20 protein-coding genes are annotated in these 16,495 nt (G+C 44.7%); 8 read left to right on the forward strand and 12 right to left on the reverse strand.

Features of this window, described 5'->3' with window-relative positions:
• Positions 1-39 precede the first annotated feature (39 nt).
• The 6 genes from rpmJ to rplQ all read left to right on the forward strand — a co-directional run bounded on the left by rpmJ (position 40) and on the right by rplQ (position 3,140).
• A complete protein-coding gene (rpmJ, locus tag OCV24_RS01575) occupies positions 40-153 on the forward strand; it encodes a 50S ribosomal protein L36 (RefSeq protein WP_000868186.1) in 114 nt (37 codons plus the stop codon).
• A 149-nt stretch (positions 154-302) separates the two neighbouring features.
• Positions 303-659, forward strand: a complete 357-nt coding sequence (gene rpsM / locus OCV24_RS01580; RefSeq protein WP_004738779.1) for a 30S ribosomal protein S13 — start codon at positions 303-305, stop codon at positions 657-659.
• A 19-nt stretch (positions 660-678) separates the two neighbouring features.
• Positions 679-1,068, forward strand: a complete 390-nt coding sequence (gene rpsK, locus OCV24_RS01585) for a 30S ribosomal protein S11 (protein WP_004738778.1) — start codon at positions 679-681, stop codon at positions 1,066-1,068.
• A 31-nt stretch (positions 1,069-1,099) separates the two neighbouring features.
• Positions 1,100-1,720 (forward strand): 30S ribosomal protein S4, encoded by a 621-nt coding sequence (gene rpsD, locus OCV24_RS01590; RefSeq protein WP_004738777.1) that lies wholly within the window; start codon positions 1,100-1,102, stop codon positions 1,718-1,720.
• A gap of 22 nt (positions 1,721-1,742) precedes the next feature.
• Positions 1,743-2,735 (forward strand): DNA-directed RNA polymerase subunit alpha, encoded by a 993-nt coding sequence (locus tag OCV24_RS01595; protein WP_004729813.1) that lies wholly within the window; start codon positions 1,743-1,745, stop codon positions 2,733-2,735.
• 24 nt (positions 2,736-2,759) lie between these two features.
• Positions 2,760-3,140 (forward strand): 50S ribosomal protein L17, encoded by a 381-nt coding sequence (gene rplQ, locus OCV24_RS01600; RefSeq protein ID WP_017054809.1) that lies wholly within the window; start codon positions 2,760-2,762, stop codon positions 3,138-3,140.
• A 322-nt stretch (positions 3,141-3,462) separates the two neighbouring features.
• On the opposite strand, the gene OCV24_RS01605 is transcribed toward rplQ, so the two are convergent.
• Both OCV24_RS01605 and OCV24_RS01610 read right to left on the reverse strand, forming a co-directional pair.
• Complete coding sequence (locus OCV24_RS01605; protein ID WP_017055370.1) at positions 3,463-3,957, reverse strand: DUF2780 domain-containing protein; 495 nt, start codon at positions 3,955-3,957, stop codon at positions 3,463-3,465.
• A gap of 134 nt (positions 3,958-4,091) precedes the next feature.
• The gene (locus OCV24_RS01610) at positions 4,092-4,712 is read right to left on the reverse strand and encodes an FKBP-type peptidyl-prolyl cis-trans isomerase (RefSeq protein ID WP_102506554.1); all 621 of its coding nucleotides are present in this window, start codon (positions 4,710-4,712) and stop codon (positions 4,092-4,094) included.
• A gap of 214 nt (positions 4,713-4,926) precedes the next feature.
• Between OCV24_RS01610 and OCV24_RS01615 the strand changes: the two genes are divergently transcribed.
• Positions 4,927-5,505, forward strand: coding sequence for a LysM-like peptidoglycan-binding domain-containing protein (locus tag OCV24_RS01615; RefSeq protein WP_150878798.1), 579 nt, complete (start codon positions 4,927-4,929; stop codon positions 5,503-5,505).
• A 43-nt stretch (positions 5,506-5,548) separates the two neighbouring features.
• On the opposite strand, the gene OCV24_RS01620 is transcribed toward OCV24_RS01615, so the two are convergent.
• The 10 genes from OCV24_RS01620 to OCV24_RS01665 form a co-directional block, all read right to left on the reverse strand.
• The gene (locus tag OCV24_RS01620) at positions 5,549-6,397 is read right to left on the reverse strand and encodes a DMT family transporter (protein ID WP_017055367.1); all 849 of its coding nucleotides are present in this window, start codon (positions 6,395-6,397) and stop codon (positions 5,549-5,551) included.
• Positions 6,397-6,849: a GNAT family N-acetyltransferase gene (locus tag OCV24_RS01625; RefSeq protein WP_046224472.1), complete on the reverse strand. Its 453-nt coding sequence runs from the start codon at positions 6,847-6,849 to the stop codon at positions 6,397-6,399. Before OCV24_RS01625 ends, OCV24_RS01620 begins: the two co-directional genes overlap by 1 nt.
• A gap of 57 nt (positions 6,850-6,906) precedes the next feature.
• Complete coding sequence (locus OCV24_RS01630) at positions 6,907-7,473, reverse strand: Crp/Fnr family transcriptional regulator (RefSeq protein ID WP_017055365.1); 567 nt, start codon at positions 7,471-7,473, stop codon at positions 6,907-6,909.
• A gap of 71 nt (positions 7,474-7,544) precedes the next feature.
• Positions 7,545-9,299: a lysophospholipid acyltransferase family protein gene (locus OCV24_RS01635; RefSeq protein WP_136998057.1), complete on the reverse strand. Its 1,755-nt coding sequence runs from the start codon at positions 9,297-9,299 to the stop codon at positions 7,545-7,547.
• Positions 9,300-9,401: 102 nt separating this feature from the next.
• On the reverse strand, positions 9,402-9,839 hold the full coding sequence (locus OCV24_RS01640; RefSeq protein WP_102506550.1) for a YHS domain-containing (seleno)protein: 438 nt from the start codon (positions 9,837-9,839) through the stop codon (positions 9,402-9,404).
• 12 nt (positions 9,840-9,851) lie between these two features.
• On the reverse strand, positions 9,852-10,601 hold the full coding sequence (locus OCV24_RS01645; RefSeq protein ID WP_102506549.1) for an NRDE family protein: 750 nt from the start codon (positions 10,599-10,601) through the stop codon (positions 9,852-9,854).
• Between the two features lie 2 nt (positions 10,602-10,603).
• Positions 10,604-11,146, reverse strand: coding sequence for a hypothetical protein (locus tag OCV24_RS01650; RefSeq protein ID WP_017055361.1), 543 nt, complete (start codon positions 11,144-11,146; stop codon positions 10,604-10,606).
• A 19-nt stretch (positions 11,147-11,165) separates the two neighbouring features.
• Positions 11,166-12,299: an ATP-grasp domain-containing protein gene (locus OCV24_RS01655; protein WP_102506548.1), complete on the reverse strand. Its 1,134-nt coding sequence runs from the start codon at positions 12,297-12,299 to the stop codon at positions 11,166-11,168.
• Positions 12,296-12,883 (reverse strand): DedA family protein, encoded by a 588-nt coding sequence (locus OCV24_RS01660; RefSeq protein ID WP_017055359.1) that lies wholly within the window; start codon positions 12,881-12,883, stop codon positions 12,296-12,298. Before OCV24_RS01660 ends, OCV24_RS01655 begins: the two co-directional genes overlap by 4 nt.
• Before the next feature lie 285 nt (positions 12,884-13,168).
• Entirely contained in the window at positions 13,169-15,145 is a 1,977-nt protein-coding gene (locus OCV24_RS01665; RefSeq protein WP_136998058.1) for a bifunctional 2',3'-cyclic-nucleotide 2'-phosphodiesterase/3'-nucleotidase, read from the reverse strand.
• A 435-nt stretch (positions 15,146-15,580) separates the two neighbouring features.
• Here OCV24_RS01665 and cysD point away from each other — a divergent pair, with 435 nt between their 5' ends.
• Complete coding sequence (gene cysD, locus OCV24_RS01670) at positions 15,581-16,489, forward strand: sulfate adenylyltransferase subunit CysD (RefSeq protein WP_150878800.1); 909 nt, start codon at positions 15,581-15,583, stop codon at positions 16,487-16,489.
• The last annotated feature ends 6 nt before the right edge of the window (positions 16,490-16,495 follow it).

Here is a 16,495-nt window from a genome sequence, read left to right on the forward strand (position 1 = left end):
CGGTTATAACAATTTCGATTCCATTTACGGAGTTTAGCAATGAAAGTTCGTGCTTCCGTTAAAAAAATCTGCCGTAACTGTAAAGTTATCAAGCGTAACGGTGTCGTTCGCGTGATTTGCAGTGAGCCAAAGCATAAGCAACGCCAAGGCTAATAAGCAGAAATTTTTACTTGAAATACAAGGTAGAGTCGAGTATATTCCTCGGCCTACCTTTTGCGTGCAAAAGAAGTAGTATGCCGCAGCGTATCCATAACGGGCTTTGCTGCGGATAATTCTTTTATGAACCCCCTTAGGAGTGAATAATGGCCCGTATAGCCGGCATTAACATTCCTGATCATAAGCATTCTGTAATTGCACTTACTGCAATCTACGGTATCGGTAAAACTCGCTCTCAAGCTATTCTAGCTGAAGTGGGTATTGCTGAAGATGCTAAGATCAGTGAACTAACTGAAGAGCAGATCGATCAACTGCGTGATGGTGTAGCTAAGTACACTGTAGAAGGTGATCTACGTCGTGAAGTATCGATGAACATCAAGCGTCTTATGGACCTTGGCTGTTACCGCGGTCTTCGTCATCGTCGCAGTCTACCACTACGTGGACAGCGTACTAAAACCAACGCTCGCACCCGTAAGGGTCCGCGCAAGCCGATCAAGAAATAGTCGGATAAGGTAGAGTACAATGGCAAAACAACCAACTCGCGCGCGTAAGCGCGTACGCAAGCAAGTAGCTGATGGCGTAGCGCACATTCATGCTTCTTTCAACAACACAATCGTAACTATCACTGACCGTCAAGGCAATGCTCTTGCATGGGCTACAGCAGGTGGTTCAGGCTTCCGTGGTTCTCGTAAATCTACTCCGTTCGCAGCACAAGTTGCAGCTGAGCGTTGTGGTGAAATGGCTAAAGAATATGGCCTAAAGAACTTGGAAGTTATGGTTAAGGGTCCAGGTCCAGGTCGCGAATCTACTGTTCGTGCACTGAACGCTGCTGGTTTCCGTATCACTAACATTGTTGATGCGACACCAATCCCTCATAACGGTTGTCGTCCACCTAAGAAACGCCGCGTTTAAGTTTCGTTTCTAGGAATATTGGAGAAAGATCATGGCAAGATATTTGGGTCCTAAGCTGAAGCTTAGCCGTCGCGAAGGTACTGACTTATTTCTTAAGTCTGGTGTCCGTGCGATCGATACCAAGTGTAAAATTGATAACGCACCAGGTGTACACGGCGCTCGTCGCGGTCGTCTATCTGAGTATGGCGTTCAGCTTCGTGAGAAGCAAAAAGTTCGTCGTATCTACGGCGTTCTAGAAAAACAATTCCGCAACTACTACAAAGAAGCTGCACGTCTTAAAGGCAACACGGGTGCAAACCTGCTTCAGCTTCTTGAAGGTCGTCTTGATAACGTAGTTTACCGTATGGGTTTTGGTGCAACTCGCGCTGAATCTCGTCAACTAGTTAGCCACAAGTCTATCCTAGTTAACGGTAAAGTTGTAAACGTTCCTTCTTTCAAAGTAGCGGCAAATGACGTTGTTTCTATTCGCGAGAAAGCTAAACAGCAATCTCGTATTAAAGCTGCTCTAGAAGTTGCTGAACAACGTGAAAAGCCAACTTGGATTGAAGTAGATGCTGGCAAAATGGAAGGTACATTCAAGCGTATGCCTGAGCGTTCTGATCTATCAGCTGACATCAATGAACACTTGATCGTCGAACTTTACTCTAAGTAAGGTTAAAAAAAGAGAGGACACAATGCAGGGTTCTGTAACAGAATTTCTTAAGCCGCGTCTTGTTGACATTGAACAGATCAATACGACACACGCGAAAGTAACTCTTGAGCCATTAGAGCGCGGTTTCGGCCACACTCTAGGTAATGCTCTTCGCCGCATTCTTCTATCTTCTATGCCGGGTTGTGCCGTAACAGAAGTTGAAATTGAAGGTGTGCTACACGAATACAGCACTAAAGAAGGCGTTCAGGAAGATATCCTTGAAATCCTTCTGAACCTTAAAGGTTTAGCTGTACGCGTTGCTGAAGGCAAAGATGAAGTGTTTATTACACTGAACAAATCAGGCTCAGGCCCTGTTGTTGCAGGTGACATCACCCACGATGGTGATGTAGAGATCGCTAACCCTGAGCACGTAATTTGTCACCTAACGGATGACAATGCTGAGATCGCTATGCGAATCAAAGTAGAACGTGGTCGTGGTTACGTTCCAGCTTCAGCTCGTATCCATACTGAAGAAGATGAGCGTCCAATTGGTCGTCTACTTGTTGACGCTACTTACAGCCCGGTCGATAAAATCGCCTATGCTGTAGAAGCGGCACGTGTAGAACAACGTACTGACTTAGACAAGCTTGTTATCGATATGGAAACGAACGGTACTCTAGAACCTGAGGAAGCAATCCGTCGTGCAGCTACTATTTTAGCTGAACAATTGGATGCGTTCGTAGATCTTCGTGATGTACGTGTACCTGAGGAGAAGGAAGAGAAGCCAGAATTCGATCCTATCCTACTACGTCCTGTAGACGATCTTGAACTAACAGTTCGCTCTGCTAACTGTTTGAAAGCAGAAGCGATTCACTACATCGGTGATCTTGTACAGCGCACTGAGGTTGAGCTACTTAAAACGCCAAACCTTGGTAAGAAATCTCTTACAGAGATTAAAGATGTGCTTGCTTCACGTGGTCTTTCTCTGGGCATGCGCCTAGAAAACTGGCCACCAGCGTCAATCGCTGAAGATTAATCGAAAAGTTAGAAGGATTAGGTCATGCGCCATCGTAAAAGTGGTCGTCAACTCAACCGCAACAGCAGTCATCGTAAAGCGATGTTCAGCAACATGGCTAGCTCTCTTGTTCGTCACGAAGTTATTAAGACTACCGTGCCTAAAGCAAAAGAACTACGTCGCGTAATTGAGCCGTTGATTACCCTAGCTAAGACAGACAGTGTTGCTAACCGTCGTCTTGCATTTGCTCGCACTCGTGATAACGAAGTTGTAGCAAAACTATTTAATGAACTAGGCCCGCGCTTTGCGGCTCGCCAAGGTGGTTACACTCGCATTCTTAAATGTGGTTTCCGTACTGGTGATAAAGCTCCAATGGCTTACATTGAGCTAGTAGACCGCCCAGCTGCTGAAGACGCCGCTGAGTAATCTAGACTAGATTATTAATACAAAAAGCCGAGCATTAGCTCGGCTTTTTTGTATCTATAGAATAAGGAATAGATAACAAAAATTGCACTATGATGTTTGGCATTTTTTGCTTGTCTTATCTGCTTTATTTTTCAAAAATATCTCGTATCTCGTATCTCGTATCTCGTATCTCGTATCTCGTATCTCGTATCTCGTATCTCGTATCTCGTATCTCGTATCTCGTATCTCGTATCTCGTACCTCACATATCTTTTCTTCCATACACAAAAAAGAGCACCGAAGTGCCCTTATCAAATTTCAAGCTAGCTATTAATAACTAACGATTATTGCCATACAGCTGCAAGTGAATCCATCAGGCCGCTCGTGGCACCTTGTGACTGTAATGCTTGAAGAATGATTGGCGCAAATGTCGTAACCATTGATGGATCCATACCTAATCCAGAAAATGCACTTTCAACGGCACCTTGTGAGCTTAATAGCGATGATAGACCTGTAGACTCTAGGCTCGACATGCCAGGAATAAGTGAGGCGAGTTCTTTGTTGTCGACTGTGCCTAGTGAGTTTTGTGCAAGGGCTAACATTGAACCAATACCACCAACTGCTTGGTCGCTAGTAACAGAAGCTTGGTCAGCTACTGTATCCACAAGAGGTGTTGTTTCGTTCTGTTGAGACCACATATTCACTGCCGCCATTAGTGCAGTTTGGGATAGTTGGGAATAGTTGGTATCTGATGATGAACTGGTTTGTTCAGAGTCGCTAGTGCTAGCGCAAGAGACAACAGCAAGGCTGCTTAAAACTGTGATGAGTACTTTCTTCATTATTCGTCCTTAAGTAATAAAGTAATTTACTCTTTCACTATAAACGAAAAACGGCGATGTAGTGACATCGCCGTTGGATTATTTTAATTTTATTTCCCTATAGTAGTTTGTTTTACTATAGGTTTTTTCAAAAATTAAAGAACAGCTAGAAGTTCTACTTCAAATACTAGAGCAGCAAATGGTGGGATTGCTGCGCCTGCGCCACGCTCACCGTATGCTAGATCTTGAGGGACGTATAGCTTCCACTTAGAGCCAACAGGCATCATTTGTAGAGCTTGTACCCAACCTTGAATTACGCCAGTTACTGGGAATTCAGCTGGTTGGCCACGAGATACAGAGCTGTCGAAAACAGTACCGTCAGTTAGTTCACCGTGGTAGTGAACACGTACTTGCTTGTCTGCTGTTGGAATTTCGCCAGTACCTTCAGTTAGTACTTCGTACTGAAGACCAGACTCAAGAACCGTCACTTCTGAACGAAGAGCGTTGTCAGCTAAGAAAGCTTCGCCGTCAGCAGCAGCAGCTTTAGCTAGTTCTTGACGTGCAGCTTCACCACGAGTGTGTAGCTCTTGTAGTGCATTGTTGATTTCGTCAATTTCGATAGCGGGCATGTCACCAACTAGAGCAGTTGCGATACCGGCAGCGATTGCGTCAACATTTAGGCCTTCAAGACCAGAACCAGCAAGTTGTTGGCCCATTTGTAGACCGATACCGTAGCTTGCTTTTTGCTCTACAGTTTCAAATTTTACTTCAGACATGAAAAGTCACTCTTTTTGTCAGTACGAAAACAGTAAGAATACCAGTATTAGCATCGTGAAGAAATGGTTAGCCCCTGATCACTTGTGCTTTACTGAGCCCAAAATCACAGCTATGTTAATTTTCCTGCTTTGCTCCTCGTTGTGACGGAAAGATCTATACTGTTGGTACTTTGGTTTTTATACTGTAGTGATTCAACGTATAGGACGCAGTGGTATGAATCGTCGTCAAAAGAAAAAACAGCAAGTTGATCACTTTGCAGAGCTTAAGGATCGACTGCTACAGCTCAAAGTCAAAATGAGCTCACTCGATATAAAAAAAATGAAGGCCACAGTTACGCAAACTTGGCAAGCATTGCCGAAGTTGCACCAAAGGTTATTGATGGTCATAGTGCCAATCGTATTGGTCTTACTTTTCGTGCCGCTCCCAGAGCCTAAAGTAGAGGTAGTTCTATCAACATCGCGTGTCGCACTTGAGATAGACACCGTTGGGTTAAGTAAACAGCAAAATACAAAAAGTACCCCATCAGAATCTAGCACCTGGCAGGAGTATCTTGTTAAGCAAGGTGACACTTTGGCGCAGGTTTTTCGAAACAATGATTTACCGCTGTCTGATCTTAACGCTTTAGTCCGTATTGAAGGCTCTGATAAGCCTCTTAGCCAGATCCGAAAAGGCCAGCTAGTACGATTTAAAGTTGCAGAAACGGGTCAACTGGATATTCTTCAACTAGAGAAAGGCGACACTTCGGTGATGTTTTTCCGACTGTCTGATGGTGGCTTTGGTCGAAGCAAGTAAATCAGACGAAGTTGATAGCTACCTATTCTTTGATAGAAAAGAGCTAATGACTAGCTCTTTTTTTTGGGCGTTTGAAAGGTGCCAGCGGCAAGATAATCAGCATGATTCCGATAAAGGTCAATGTGTCTGGGATTTCATCGAACCATGCTGCTCCGATGAATGCAACAAAGACTAACCCCGAATACTCTGCCAATGCAATTTGGCTAGAGTGAGCTTTCTGATAGGCGGCAACGGCAAGACCGTTATAGCTCAGTATCAATGTTGCGCTTAATCCAATGTATCCCAAATGTTCTATGGAAACCGGTTGCCAGTACAGGAAGCATAATATCAATGAAGCTGGAACTGAGAATAATGTTGTCCACCACAGCGTCGTGACCACCGATTGCTCGCTAGGGAGTTTTCTTACTAGGACATTGAAGAGTGCGAGTGTGAGCGCTGTGCCCAAAGCAAACAGTGCTGCCCAGTGGAATTGCGATGGCCTTAAGACTATCAGCGCACCAATGAAGCCGATGGTAGTGGCGATAACCTTGCCAAGTGCTGGTTGCTCTTTCAGTAGAAACATAGCAAGAGGCAACATCAATAAGGGGGCGACGTAAAACACAGCGTTAGCAGTTGCCAAAGATAAATGGGTGATCGCCACAACCATACACCCACTGCCAATTAATATTAGCTGCCCTCGTATAAAGGTGACTTTGGCTTGCTGTAAGCGTCGTTGCTCTTTTTTCTGTTGCAGCCACAAAGGGGTGATGATAAGTAGGGATATCAACTGTCGGAAAAAAATATATTGAAGAGGCGGTACTTCACCATTCAATAGTTTAACTGCTACGTCCGAAAGTGAGGCAAACAGGTTACCCGCAATCAGCATTAGGATACCGACAGTGATATTCGACATTACTTCTCTAATCTCATGTCTACATGTGGAATATCATCTTCCAGGTACATCTCAGAGATCGTCTTGAATCCATGACTTTTGTAGAAGCTTTCTAGGTGTTGTTGTGCGCCAATATCGATGGCTGTACCCGGCCAAAAACCCTCACAGCTTGTTAATGCTTCTTTCAGTAGTTGATGTCCTAGGCCATCACCTCTTGCGGATTGTTTGGTTGCGACTCGACCAATACTGGCGTTGTCATAAGTCGTGCCCGGTGGCAGTAAACGCGCGCACGCTACCAATTCTTCATCAGCGTAGCCTAATAGGTGTTGAACACCTGTGAGTGTGTCTTTACCGTCAAGCTCCGGATAAGGACAAGTCTGCTCAACCACAAATACATCTACTCGTAATTTAAGTAATTGATAAAGCTGTTGCGTTGAAAGTTCTGTAAAGGGAAGTGAGTACCAATTGATCATGTTTATATCCAGAGATTATCGATGATCTGAATGTACTATGCGTGATGATTATTGGCATTAACTATTGTTAATTCGACCTTTAATTCTACTAAGGCTGATCGAGGTTATTCCTAAGTAGGCTGCAATCTGGTTGTTGTTCAAGCGCTGTTCCAGATCGGGATAATGTTCGCAGAAAAGTTGGTAACGTTGCTCTGGGGTGTAGAGTAGCATAAAGCGTTCTTTGTTTTCTTTATGCATCAGTTGAGTTTCTAACAACTTTAAATACAAGGGGTTATTCGATGAACGCCACTCAGTTAGGGCTATCATTGGAAGTTCTAATAGCGTGATTGGCGTTAAAGTTTCCAGTAGATAAGGGGAGGCTTGTTTTTTTATTAGGCTCTCAAAACCGATGATCCAATCTTGTTCCCAGTAGAACTCTTTGCTGTATTGTTTACCGTCGTCAGTGAGGTAGCAAGCATGGCACAAGCCCTCAAGTACAAAGTAGATTGAGCTCGCCATCTCTCCTTGGTTGATCAGTATGTGTCTCGTCGGCAGTTCAAGCGGTTTCGCGACGCCTAATAGAGACTCAATTTGATTTTCAGAGAAGTCGAAGCTTTGTAATTGTTCGATAAAAGAGGTGTGCATGAAAATAACCTATCCCAAATAAGTGCCGAAATCATCGCACTTATTTGGAGAGACGTACAGAGCAGGATAAATCAGCGACGTGCGTGTTGCTCTAGGTAATCTTGAGCAAGTTCTCTGCCCATGTATTTACCCAGAGTCTTCAGTGGTACCTTTTTAAGGTTCACCACAATCAAGCCATCTAACGCATCATTAAATGATGGGTCGACGTTAAAGCACACTAGTTTCCCGTTCATCCCTAGGTATTGGCGCAATAACACCGGTAGTCCTTTTCCTTGTTCCATACGAGCTAGCACTTTAGAAAGTAAGGGCACACTCGCCAATGACGATAATAGGTGATTTTGCCAGAACACATGACTACTGGTATTGAGTGGTGAAGAAGGTGAAACCAGATGCGCTTTTTCTTCATCGTAGTGGTGAATTGATAAGGTGGTCGCGATCAACAGGCGCGCATTGTGGCTGTAATCATTACTGATACTGACCGGGCCAAATAGGTGGGTGTATTGAGGGTGACGAGACACAAAGGTCGCGATACCTTTCCATAGCAGTAACAGTGAGTTAAGGCTTTTTTGATAAGGTTTACTCACTACAGAACGCCCAAGCTCGATACTGTTGTCTAACGTATCGATGAACTCTTGATTGTAGTTAAACAGACTACGAGAGTAGAGCTGATCAAGTCCGTGTTCTGCGATTAATTTGTCGACCATACCAAGTCGATAAGCGCCGACCAATTCTGCCTTGGCTTTGTTCCACACAAACAGTTGGTGGTAGTAAAGATCGTACTCATCTAAATCACAAGCAAGCCCGCTGCCTTCTCCAACTTCTCGGAAACTCTCTTCTCTGACTCGACCGATCTCACGCATTAAGTTTGGAATGGATTGGCTTGGTGTGCAGTAGACCTCAAAGTCGCCCTGCTCAAGTAGTTTTATATCTTCAGGGAGTGAGTCTATTTCGATTGATAATACTTCTGGTGATATTGGCGCTATCACTTGGGTATCGAAAGAGGGCGCGTGGATTGGCGTACTCAGGCTATCTTGTTGACTCATGAGGTAGGTATTGAGTCGTAGGTAGTTGACGATATCCATCTCTTTTTCAAACGATTTTATCTCTGAATACGGAATCGATGAGCCAATCGAGATAGAGATAGTCGTCGCTTGCTTATTAAGAAGTTCACGGCCGAGTAGAGCGGTTCTTAATAGCGGATGGACTCGACCTGCTTGATAGAAAAGTTCACTGTTTTTACCATTGATGAAGGTCGGAACCGTAGTGGCTTGATGACGTTTGACGAATTTGGCAACCGATTTGCTCCATTCGATGTCTGTTAGTGTTTTTGTCCCTTTACGGTAACTCGATACTTCGCCCGCAGGGAACACGATCAACAGTCCACCGTCTGCTAAGTGACGATTGGCATCTCGAATGGCTTTAGCGTTGGTTCGTTTCGATTCTTTACTATTAAAGACATCGACCCCAATGAAAAGCTCATCCAATTCAGGCAGGCGTTTAAGTAACTCATTTGCCAACACCTTCACATCCTTTCTTACCGATCCTACGAGATCAGCAAGGATCACGCCTTCAATCGCGCCAAGAGGGTGGTTAGCCACAATCACGACAGGCCCTTTTTCCGGGATGCTTTCTGTGCTTCCCGATGCAACCGAGTAGTCGATATTGAGCGCCGACAGAGTGTAATTCATGAACTCGAAGCTAGATAACTCGTTTTGTCGATCTTGATAGAGTCGGTCTAGCTTAGATAGCCCAGTTGCCCACTCGACAACAGACTCACCCAACCCCAAAGGCGTGTAACGTGGTAAACGAAAAGGACTATCAATCATAATGAAGCTACCTTATTGACTAAAGTTGTTTAGGAAACCGTCTTGATTCTTGAAATCTGTCACACTTAAAAACCGCACCGCATAGCTAAATTTGGTTCAGCTCTATTTAATGAGTTTCGGCCAAACTTTATCGGCTTGTTGAATGTGCCGTGCTTGGTCTTGTTCCCAACGCTGCTTAATCTCTTGGTCGTAGTTGAGGTAAAGCTTGTTATCAACGATCGACCATTGATGTGGGTCACCCGGCGCAAAGTCACTTTTTGCCGATACGGCCCAAGCACAATAACCACCATATTGAGGGGCATATTTTTCAGGATTATTAACAAATAAAGTCAGATTCTTTTCAGAAGAGAAATACCAGTCCGCGCCTTTGTACTCAGTGCTGAATTTCTTGCTCCCTTCAACGGGCTTTCCAGAAGTGAAATACGCGACGGTATCGTAGCCATCGAGTGCCTTACTGCTAAAGAAGCCGGTATAGATTTCATCGGCAGCAAATACGTATGGGCTAACAAGTAGCATGACCATGGTGATTAGTTTTCTCATGATGGACTCCATCTATAGATTGATTGCGGGTGACAAATCGAAGGTAAAGCGCTGCTGATTTATCTGGTATGGGTTTATTGGTTCGCAAGGTGAGCCGGGCGCATAAAACATAGAGGCTTGACCGTGCAGATTACGTAAATGGGTAAAGCTGACTGTGTGTGCGTCTTCACGATGCATACAAGTTGCTAAATGGGGCTGTTCATTATGATGGTGAGAATGAAACTTCAGTAAGCTCTGTTGATTCTTGCCTGTTGCTATTAGCTGATCGTATTTGGCTTGTCGGTAGGCTTGCACTCGCTCTAAATCAACACCGGAGGAGAAGAGTGGTGAGTCGGTCTCGACTATTTTTTGTTGAATGCCATCCCACATGTAGGCGATAACCAAACCATGGTGTTGAGTTAAGTTCGGCGCGAAAGCCAGTAGGGTAAACGGGGCAAAGGAATGCAGATCGAGCTTATGAAATGCATCAGAGAGCTGACTGATATGACGACTCGATGATAGGTTCTTAAGTAACAAACCACGGCTGACCAAAGGGCCATCAGGTACAATGCCTTGATAGTTATTGAGTAGACAAAGCGAAAGCCCGAACTCATTAATACTTATCCAACTACCACCGCCACTTGGGTCGAGTGGCATGATGATATCGACACCGTTAACTCGATATTGTTTGGGCGGCATCGCCAGTGCTCGCGTCTTTTGTTCATCACGATTAAAAAAGACCTGATAGCCATTTTCTTCAAGTAGCCAAGATACTGAACACATGGTTATTGCTCCCTCAGATAACTACTGGTGGCTGGGGCATAACCAAAAGTGTTGCAGGTTTCCATGTCTAGGAAGCTGGTGATCACCTTGATCATCGCGTAATGATGATTGGCATGCAGCGCGGCAAAGGTGATCTCTCTTTCTAGCGTAGAAGGCAGGCTTGCAAACACCTGAGTATCCATCGAAACCTCGGTTTGGATCATGATGGGCGCTTCGAGATCGTTGTGGTCTAGTCGCTCAAGCCAGTTGATCACATAGCGGATCTCTTTGACTGCAATTGAGCGGTTGTATTCGACTGGATGGCCACGACGACGGGTATTGTAATCAACGGTCGCGTTCTCTTTTAAAATCAGAGCATGAAAAAGATCGAGCGTATGACGAGTATGCTCACCAATAGAGCTTGTGACGTGCGGCTTTGCTCGTGTCAGATAGTCACTGTCAGATATCGCTAACAAAAACTCTAAACCCTGATTCAATATCTCTGTCGCTCCCTTGATACTGGGAGAGGCAGAAGTGAGGGCGATTGGTTGGGCTATCGGGTTCATTCATGATCCTCGTACAAAGTTAGTCGGTGGTCGGATATTGTTGAACAAGGCGTCGCTCTTCTTGCCACGCGTGAAGCAAGCTCTTAAAAGAAGGAGGTTGATGGCCTCTTTGTTTTTGTTGAGCGCCAATATCAAAAAGAATGCGGTATTGCAGAAGTAGTGTGGAAAATATCTCTCGTAGTGGTGTGTTGCGATCCCAGATGTGCCCGGCTTCACTGCTTGCACCATTGACCTCAAGGATGGTGAAATCCTCACCTTTCATTAGGCTGTACATGTCCTTAAACTTGACGTCGAGTCGACCAAAATGGAAGCCATCGAAGTCGTCGAATATCTCATCTAAACATTCGGTTAAAGCTTGAGTTATGTATTGATTTCCGTCTCGGAAGATACTGCCACGGCTATGGCTACCTGCGAACGCAAGTTGGAATTCTTCGCCCTCTGCGAGTACTCGATCCAATTTATCTTGATGTCTTGGTAGATACAGGTGACTGAGCTGCCCAGCACGTGGGCTGTTCTCGATTAACTGTTTGAGTGTCGAGGTACCATCCCCCGTCACCATTGGCGAATATTTAAGAGTGATCGAGATGATCTCACCTTGTTTTTTGTTTGGATAACGAACATAGAAAACACCCGCTTCAGCCTGATAAGGCGCCTTTTTTTGCAATAGAAAGCGAGCACTAATTGGGAAGGATTCAATATATTGCTCAAGCTGATCTTGGTTGTTGATCAGTTTTACTCCAACACCTCGGCAACCCAGATCCGGTTTCGCCACAATAGGGAAATCGAGATCCGATTGTATCAATGCGCAGTGTGCATTTTCGGCTTGTTTTTTACTGCTGAGATCCGTTTTGGTTAGGGTGATAAACGGTGAGATCCAACGCTGACTTGAAGATCCGGCAAGGCTCAATATCTCATGCTTTGATTCGCCGACCATGCCACTGAGTTTGATGCTCGGGTTGGCGATGAGCGGCAGCGCCCAGTCAAAGTGCCGTAACCCTTGTATCAGGCTTTGAATCACTACTGGAGTGTAAAAGAACCACGTCGGAAGAAACTCGTAAGGAGAGATACTGCGCACGGTATCTTTTTCAAGCAGGGGCATGCCGGCATTAATTTGATGTGCTGGAATGATGTGAATATCTTGCGGTGAACTCATGATAATCCTCTAGAGTAGGTTTTATTCATTAATCGATTGCCGACTAGCAGCAAAGCGATGGCACACGGGATGATGATCCATTGATATTCAGAGGCTTGCAGCCACGCTGATGTCCCTAAATAGTAGATGGCAGAGAAGACAATGCCAGTCCAGATCGCTGTCGCGCTAATAACGGCAAACAAGAAAGTAGGCAGTGGTATGGCGAAAAAACCACTTAAGGTAAAACCAACGGTACGAAGCCCCGGTATAAAGCGAATGACAAAAAGACTGCTGAATGCGTTTTGACGTAATTTGGTGCGAAGCATTCGAAAGTATCGGTTGGTGAGGGCTTTGTAACGAACGCCTCTGAAATAACGTCCTGATTTACCAAGGTAATAAAGGCCAAGATCACCAGTAGCAATGCCAATGAAAATCGCAAGTAACGCATATTGAGGTGGGATGAGCCCTTGGGTCGCTAAACCTGCCGCCGTAACGATGGCCAGATCTTCAAGCAGGTAAGAAAGCGCAATAATGCCAAGCATCAGCCATAGCAGCGACTCCTCTCCTGAATTTAACCATGCTTGAATGCTCTCGACGGTGCCCATCAAATGTCCTTATCTATCCTATAGATGAATGGCTTATTGGCCATTCATTGAGTGTAGTAAATTAAATAGACAGGAGGAGCTGAGAAAAACTTACAGCGTATTGCTGCTTTTTTACGTTGATTGGATTCAATTAGCGGCTTGAGCTGTGTTGTTTAGATGAAGAATGAGCAGGAGTTTGAGGTTCGAAAGTTAAGGCTTTAAACTGTGAATTTAGACGAGAAAACAAAAAGGCTGAGTCGTTAAACTCAGCCTTTTAGACGGTTAACTATTGATTACTTGAGTAATCTATTTAGTTAGGTCAATTTGGTAAACGCCGAAGCCAACATCGTCAGTCGCAACACGTTTCATTGGGTATTGACCCTTATCTTTGATGAATTGTGCCGCTTTCTCACTTGGCGATGTTTCAAAGCGGATATCTAGCTTTTTATCCGTTTTGATTGGTGCGAATGACCAGTTGTTGTCAGCTGTTGGGCTCACTTGGCCTTGTTCTTTGCTTACGCGAGAGATGTAGTTTGCAAGTACAGTACGGTTCTCATCTGGTGCATCAAATGCGATGAAGTCTTCACCGGTACCTGGGAACTTAGCACTGTATGCACGGTAGTTGTTGGTTGCGATCAAGAAGTCTTGCTTCATGTCGATTGGCTTACCTTGGTAAGTTAGGCTAACAATACGTTGTGAGTCAGGGTTAACGACTTTACAGTTTGCATCGTATTTCGCAGGTTGAGTGACGTCGATTTGGTAATCAACACCGTCGATAACATCGAAGTTGTAAGTGCGGAAATTATCCCACTCGATCAACTGTTGTGGTGCTGTTGAGTTAACATCCACTTGGTTGAACTGACCAGCAGAACACTCAAGCCACTCTTTTACTTCGTGACCTGTTACCTTCATCGCAACTAGCGTGTTCGGGTAAAGGTACAAGTCAGCTGCGTTACGGAATGTCAGTTGACCAGATTCTACTTCAGTGAAGTTAGCTGGGTCATTTTTACGACCGCCTGCTTTGAATGGTGCAGCCGCTGAAAGTACTGGTGTGCCATCTAGGTCTGGGTCACCTTGGATGAATTGCTCAACGTAATCTTTCTGTGCAAGGTTAACAATCTGTACGGTTGGATCGTCTTGTACTAGAGACAGGAAGCTGTACATCACATCGTCTGCTTTACCTATTGGTTGGTTAACAAACTCACGAGTACCCGCGTGGTCTTTCTCTAGTGCCGTTACGATGCCTTCATCAGCAGCAGCAAGCGACTTCTTCTCTACTTTGTCGTAGATAGGACGCGCTTCCGATTGGCCCTTAACCACTTCCCACTTACCGTCTTTTTGTGCAAGTGTTAGATCCATAACACCAACGTGGCTACCCCAACGACCTGGCATTACTGCCGCAACACCGTTCATGGTGCCGTTTTCGTTGTCAACGCCTTGGATGTTGTCGAACCCTTTACCTGGGAACACGGCGTGAGAGTGGCCGAATGCGATAGCATCAATGCCTTCTACTTCAGAAAGGTAAAGCGTAGAGTTCTCTTCGCCAGCTTTGTATGGGTCTTGAGATACGCCAGAGTGAGGGATAGCAACGATAACCTCTGCGCCTTCCGCTTTCATTTGAGGCACTAACTCGTTAGCGGTCTCAATGATATCGCGAGCGATCACTTTGCCTTCTAGATTCTTCTTATCCCACGTCATGATTTGTGGTGGAACAAAACCGATGTAACCCACTTTTACTTCATGCTCTACGCCTGCAGTATCTTCAAACGTGTGCGTCTTGATGATGTATGGCGTGAAGTAGTGTTTTTTGGTTTTTGCATCGTAAACGTTAGCACTGATGTACGGGAAATCAGCGTCGTTGATCGATTCTTCTAGGAACTCAAGACCGTAGTTGAATTCGTGGTTACCTAGGTTTGCAGCCTCATAGCTTAGTTGATTCATGGCTTTGTATGCGGGGTGAACTTCACCTGCTTCGATACCTTTGTCTGCCATGTAGTCACCCATTGGGCTACCTTGCAGTAAGTCACCGTTATCAACCAATACGCTGTTGATTACTTCGCTTTGCGCTTCTTTTACTAGGGTTGCAGTACGTGCTAAGCCGATTTTTTTTGATGGCTTGTCTTTGTAGTAGTCGTAATCCATTAGGTTGGTATGGATGTCCGTTGTTTCTACGACACGTAGTTTAATCACTTCATCGGTATCTGGTGTGGTTGTGCAGCCTGCTAGAGTCAGACCAAGGCCTGCAAGTACAGCCAATGACAAAGGTTTTATTGCAACTTTCATTGTGGGCTCCAAAGTGGATGGTAGAAAATTCATTGCGTAATGTAACAAAATGCAATGAAACAATGATTACAGCTAATTTTAATCCGTGACTTAGATCGATTACTTTGTGCTGCTCTGCAATGAGCCTCCCAAATCTGTTAAATCGACAAATAATTGATACCAATTTAATAGGTCTATCTATCGATGAATTCAGTTCCTTATCAGCTTTTCGAATAAAGAATGAAATTTTAGAATTTCCAGTAATATGAGAGGCTCGTCATAATGCCTAAGTCAAGGACGTATCAGGCAGATGAATAGCAAGGACAGCTCAAAACGAAGCTTCTTTTTCTTCTAGTGCCAATACTCCTATTCACTGAAGTGGATGAGTTAAATCCCTTACTTGGCAAGAACAAGTAATGAATTGCTCGTTATGCGAGCCTTAAAGGAAGCACTGTAATGGACCAAGAACGTTTAACCCACCTAAAACAGCTAGAAGCGGAAAGTATCCATATTATCCGTGAAGTGGCGGCTGAGTTTGATAACCCAGTGATGATGTACTCCATCGGTAAAGATTCTTCTGTGATGCTTCATTTAGCTCGCAAAGCGTTTTACCCAGGAAAGATTCCATTCCCATTATTACACGTTGATACGGATTGGAAATTCCGCGAGATGATCGAATTCCGTGACCGTACAGCAGAAAAGTATGGCTTTGATTTATTGGTACATAAAAACCCTGAAGGTATCGAGATGGGTTGTAACCCATTTGTACATGGTTCTTCGAAACATACGGACATCATGAAAACTCAGGGCCTCAAGCAGGCGTTAAACAAGTATGGGTTCGATGCTGCTTTTGGTGGTGCGCGTCGTGATGAAGAAAAATCTAGAGCAAAAGAGCGTGTTTACTCTTTCCGCGATAAGAACCACACGTGGGACCCAAAAAACCAACGTCCAGAGCTTTGGCACACTTATAACGGTCAGGTTAATAAGGGCGAAAGCATCCGTGTATTCCCGTTATCAAACTGGACTGAACTGGATATTTGGCAATACATCTATCTAGAGATCATCGATATTGTTCCACTTTACCTATCGGATAAGCGCCCTGTTGTTGAACGTGATGGCATGCTGATCATGGTCGATGACGAGCGTATGGAGTTGCAAGAAGGTGAAGTGATCGAAGAGAAAAGCGTTCGTTTTCGTACTTTAGGCTGCTACCCACTAACTGGAGCGGTTGAATCTGAGGCGAATACGCTCACTGGCATTATTGAAGAAATGCTGGTGGCAACCTCCAGTGAGCGTCAAGGTCGAGCGATTGACCATGATCAGTCGGGCTCTATGGAGCTGAAAAAGCGCCAAGGTTATTTCTAAGAATCT

This window comes from Vibrio kanaloae (assembly GCF_024347535.1).
Lineage (GTDB): Bacteria > Pseudomonadota > Gammaproteobacteria > Enterobacterales > Vibrionaceae > Vibrio > Vibrio kanaloae.

What these genes read in the sequence shown, in the direction of transcription:
- OCV24_RS01640 (WP_102506550.1), bottom strand. Translation starts at nt 9,839, where the DNA reads ATGAGAAAACTAATCACCATGGTCATGCTACTTGTTAGCCCATACGTA.
- OCV24_RS01635 (WP_136998057.1), bottom strand. Translation starts at nt 9,299, where the DNA reads ATGATTGATAGTCCTTTTCGTTTACCACGTTACACGCCTTTGGGGTTG.
- OCV24_RS01655 (WP_102506548.1), bottom strand. Translation starts at nt 12,299, where the DNA reads ATGAGTTCACCGCAAGATATTCACATCATTCCAGCACATCAAATTAAT.
- OCV24_RS01630 (WP_017055365.1), bottom strand. Translation starts at nt 7,473, where the DNA reads ATGCACACCTCTTTTATCGAACAATTACAAAGCTTCGACTTCTCTGAA.
- OCV24_RS01620 (WP_017055367.1), bottom strand. Translation starts at nt 6,397, where the DNA reads ATGTCGAATATCACTGTCGGTATCCTAATGCTGATTGCGGGTAACCTG.
- OCV24_RS01615 (WP_150878798.1), top strand. Translation starts at nt 4,927, where the DNA reads ATGAATCGTCGTCAAAAGAAAAAACAGCAAGTTGATCACTTTGCAGAG.
- OCV24_RS01650 (WP_017055361.1), bottom strand. Translation starts at nt 11,146, where the DNA reads ATGAACCCGATAGCCCAACCAATCGCCCTCACTTCTGCCTCTCCCAGT.
- OCV24_RS01660 (WP_017055359.1), bottom strand. Translation starts at nt 12,883, where the DNA reads ATGGGCACCGTCGAGAGCATTCAAGCATGGTTAAATTCAGGAGAGGAG.
- OCV24_RS01665 (WP_136998058.1), bottom strand. Translation starts at nt 15,145, where the DNA reads ATGAAAGTTGCAATAAAACCTTTGTCATTGGCTGTACTTGCAGGCCTT.
- OCV24_RS01625 (WP_046224472.1), bottom strand. Translation starts at nt 6,849, where the DNA reads ATGATCAATTGGTACTCACTTCCCTTTACAGAACTTTCAACGCAACAG.
- rpsM (WP_004738779.1), top strand. Translation starts at nt 303, where the DNA reads ATGGCCCGTATAGCCGGCATTAACATTCCTGATCATAAGCATTCTGTA.
- OCV24_RS01610 (WP_102506554.1), bottom strand. Translation starts at nt 4,712, where the DNA reads ATGTCTGAAGTAAAATTTGAAACTGTAGAGCAAAAAGCAAGCTACGGT.
- OCV24_RS01605 (WP_017055370.1), bottom strand. Translation starts at nt 3,957, where the DNA reads ATGAAGAAAGTACTCATCACAGTTTTAAGCAGCCTTGCTGTTGTCTCT.
- rpmJ (WP_000868186.1), top strand. Translation starts at nt 40, where the DNA reads ATGAAAGTTCGTGCTTCCGTTAAAAAAATCTGCCGTAACTGTAAAGTT.
- cysD (WP_150878800.1), top strand. Translation starts at nt 15,581, where the DNA reads ATGGACCAAGAACGTTTAACCCACCTAAAACAGCTAGAAGCGGAAAGT.
- rplQ (WP_017054809.1), top strand. Translation starts at nt 2,760, where the DNA reads ATGCGCCATCGTAAAAGTGGTCGTCAACTCAACCGCAACAGCAGTCAT.
- rpsD (WP_004738777.1), top strand. Translation starts at nt 1,100, where the DNA reads ATGGCAAGATATTTGGGTCCTAAGCTGAAGCTTAGCCGTCGCGAAGGT.
- rpsK (WP_004738778.1), top strand. Translation starts at nt 679, where the DNA reads ATGGCAAAACAACCAACTCGCGCGCGTAAGCGCGTACGCAAGCAAGTA.
- OCV24_RS01645 (WP_102506549.1), bottom strand. Translation starts at nt 10,601, where the DNA reads ATGTGTTCAGTATCTTGGCTACTTGAAGAAAATGGCTATCAGGTCTTT.
- OCV24_RS01595 (WP_004729813.1), top strand. Translation starts at nt 1,743, where the DNA reads ATGCAGGGTTCTGTAACAGAATTTCTTAAGCCGCGTCTTGTTGACATT.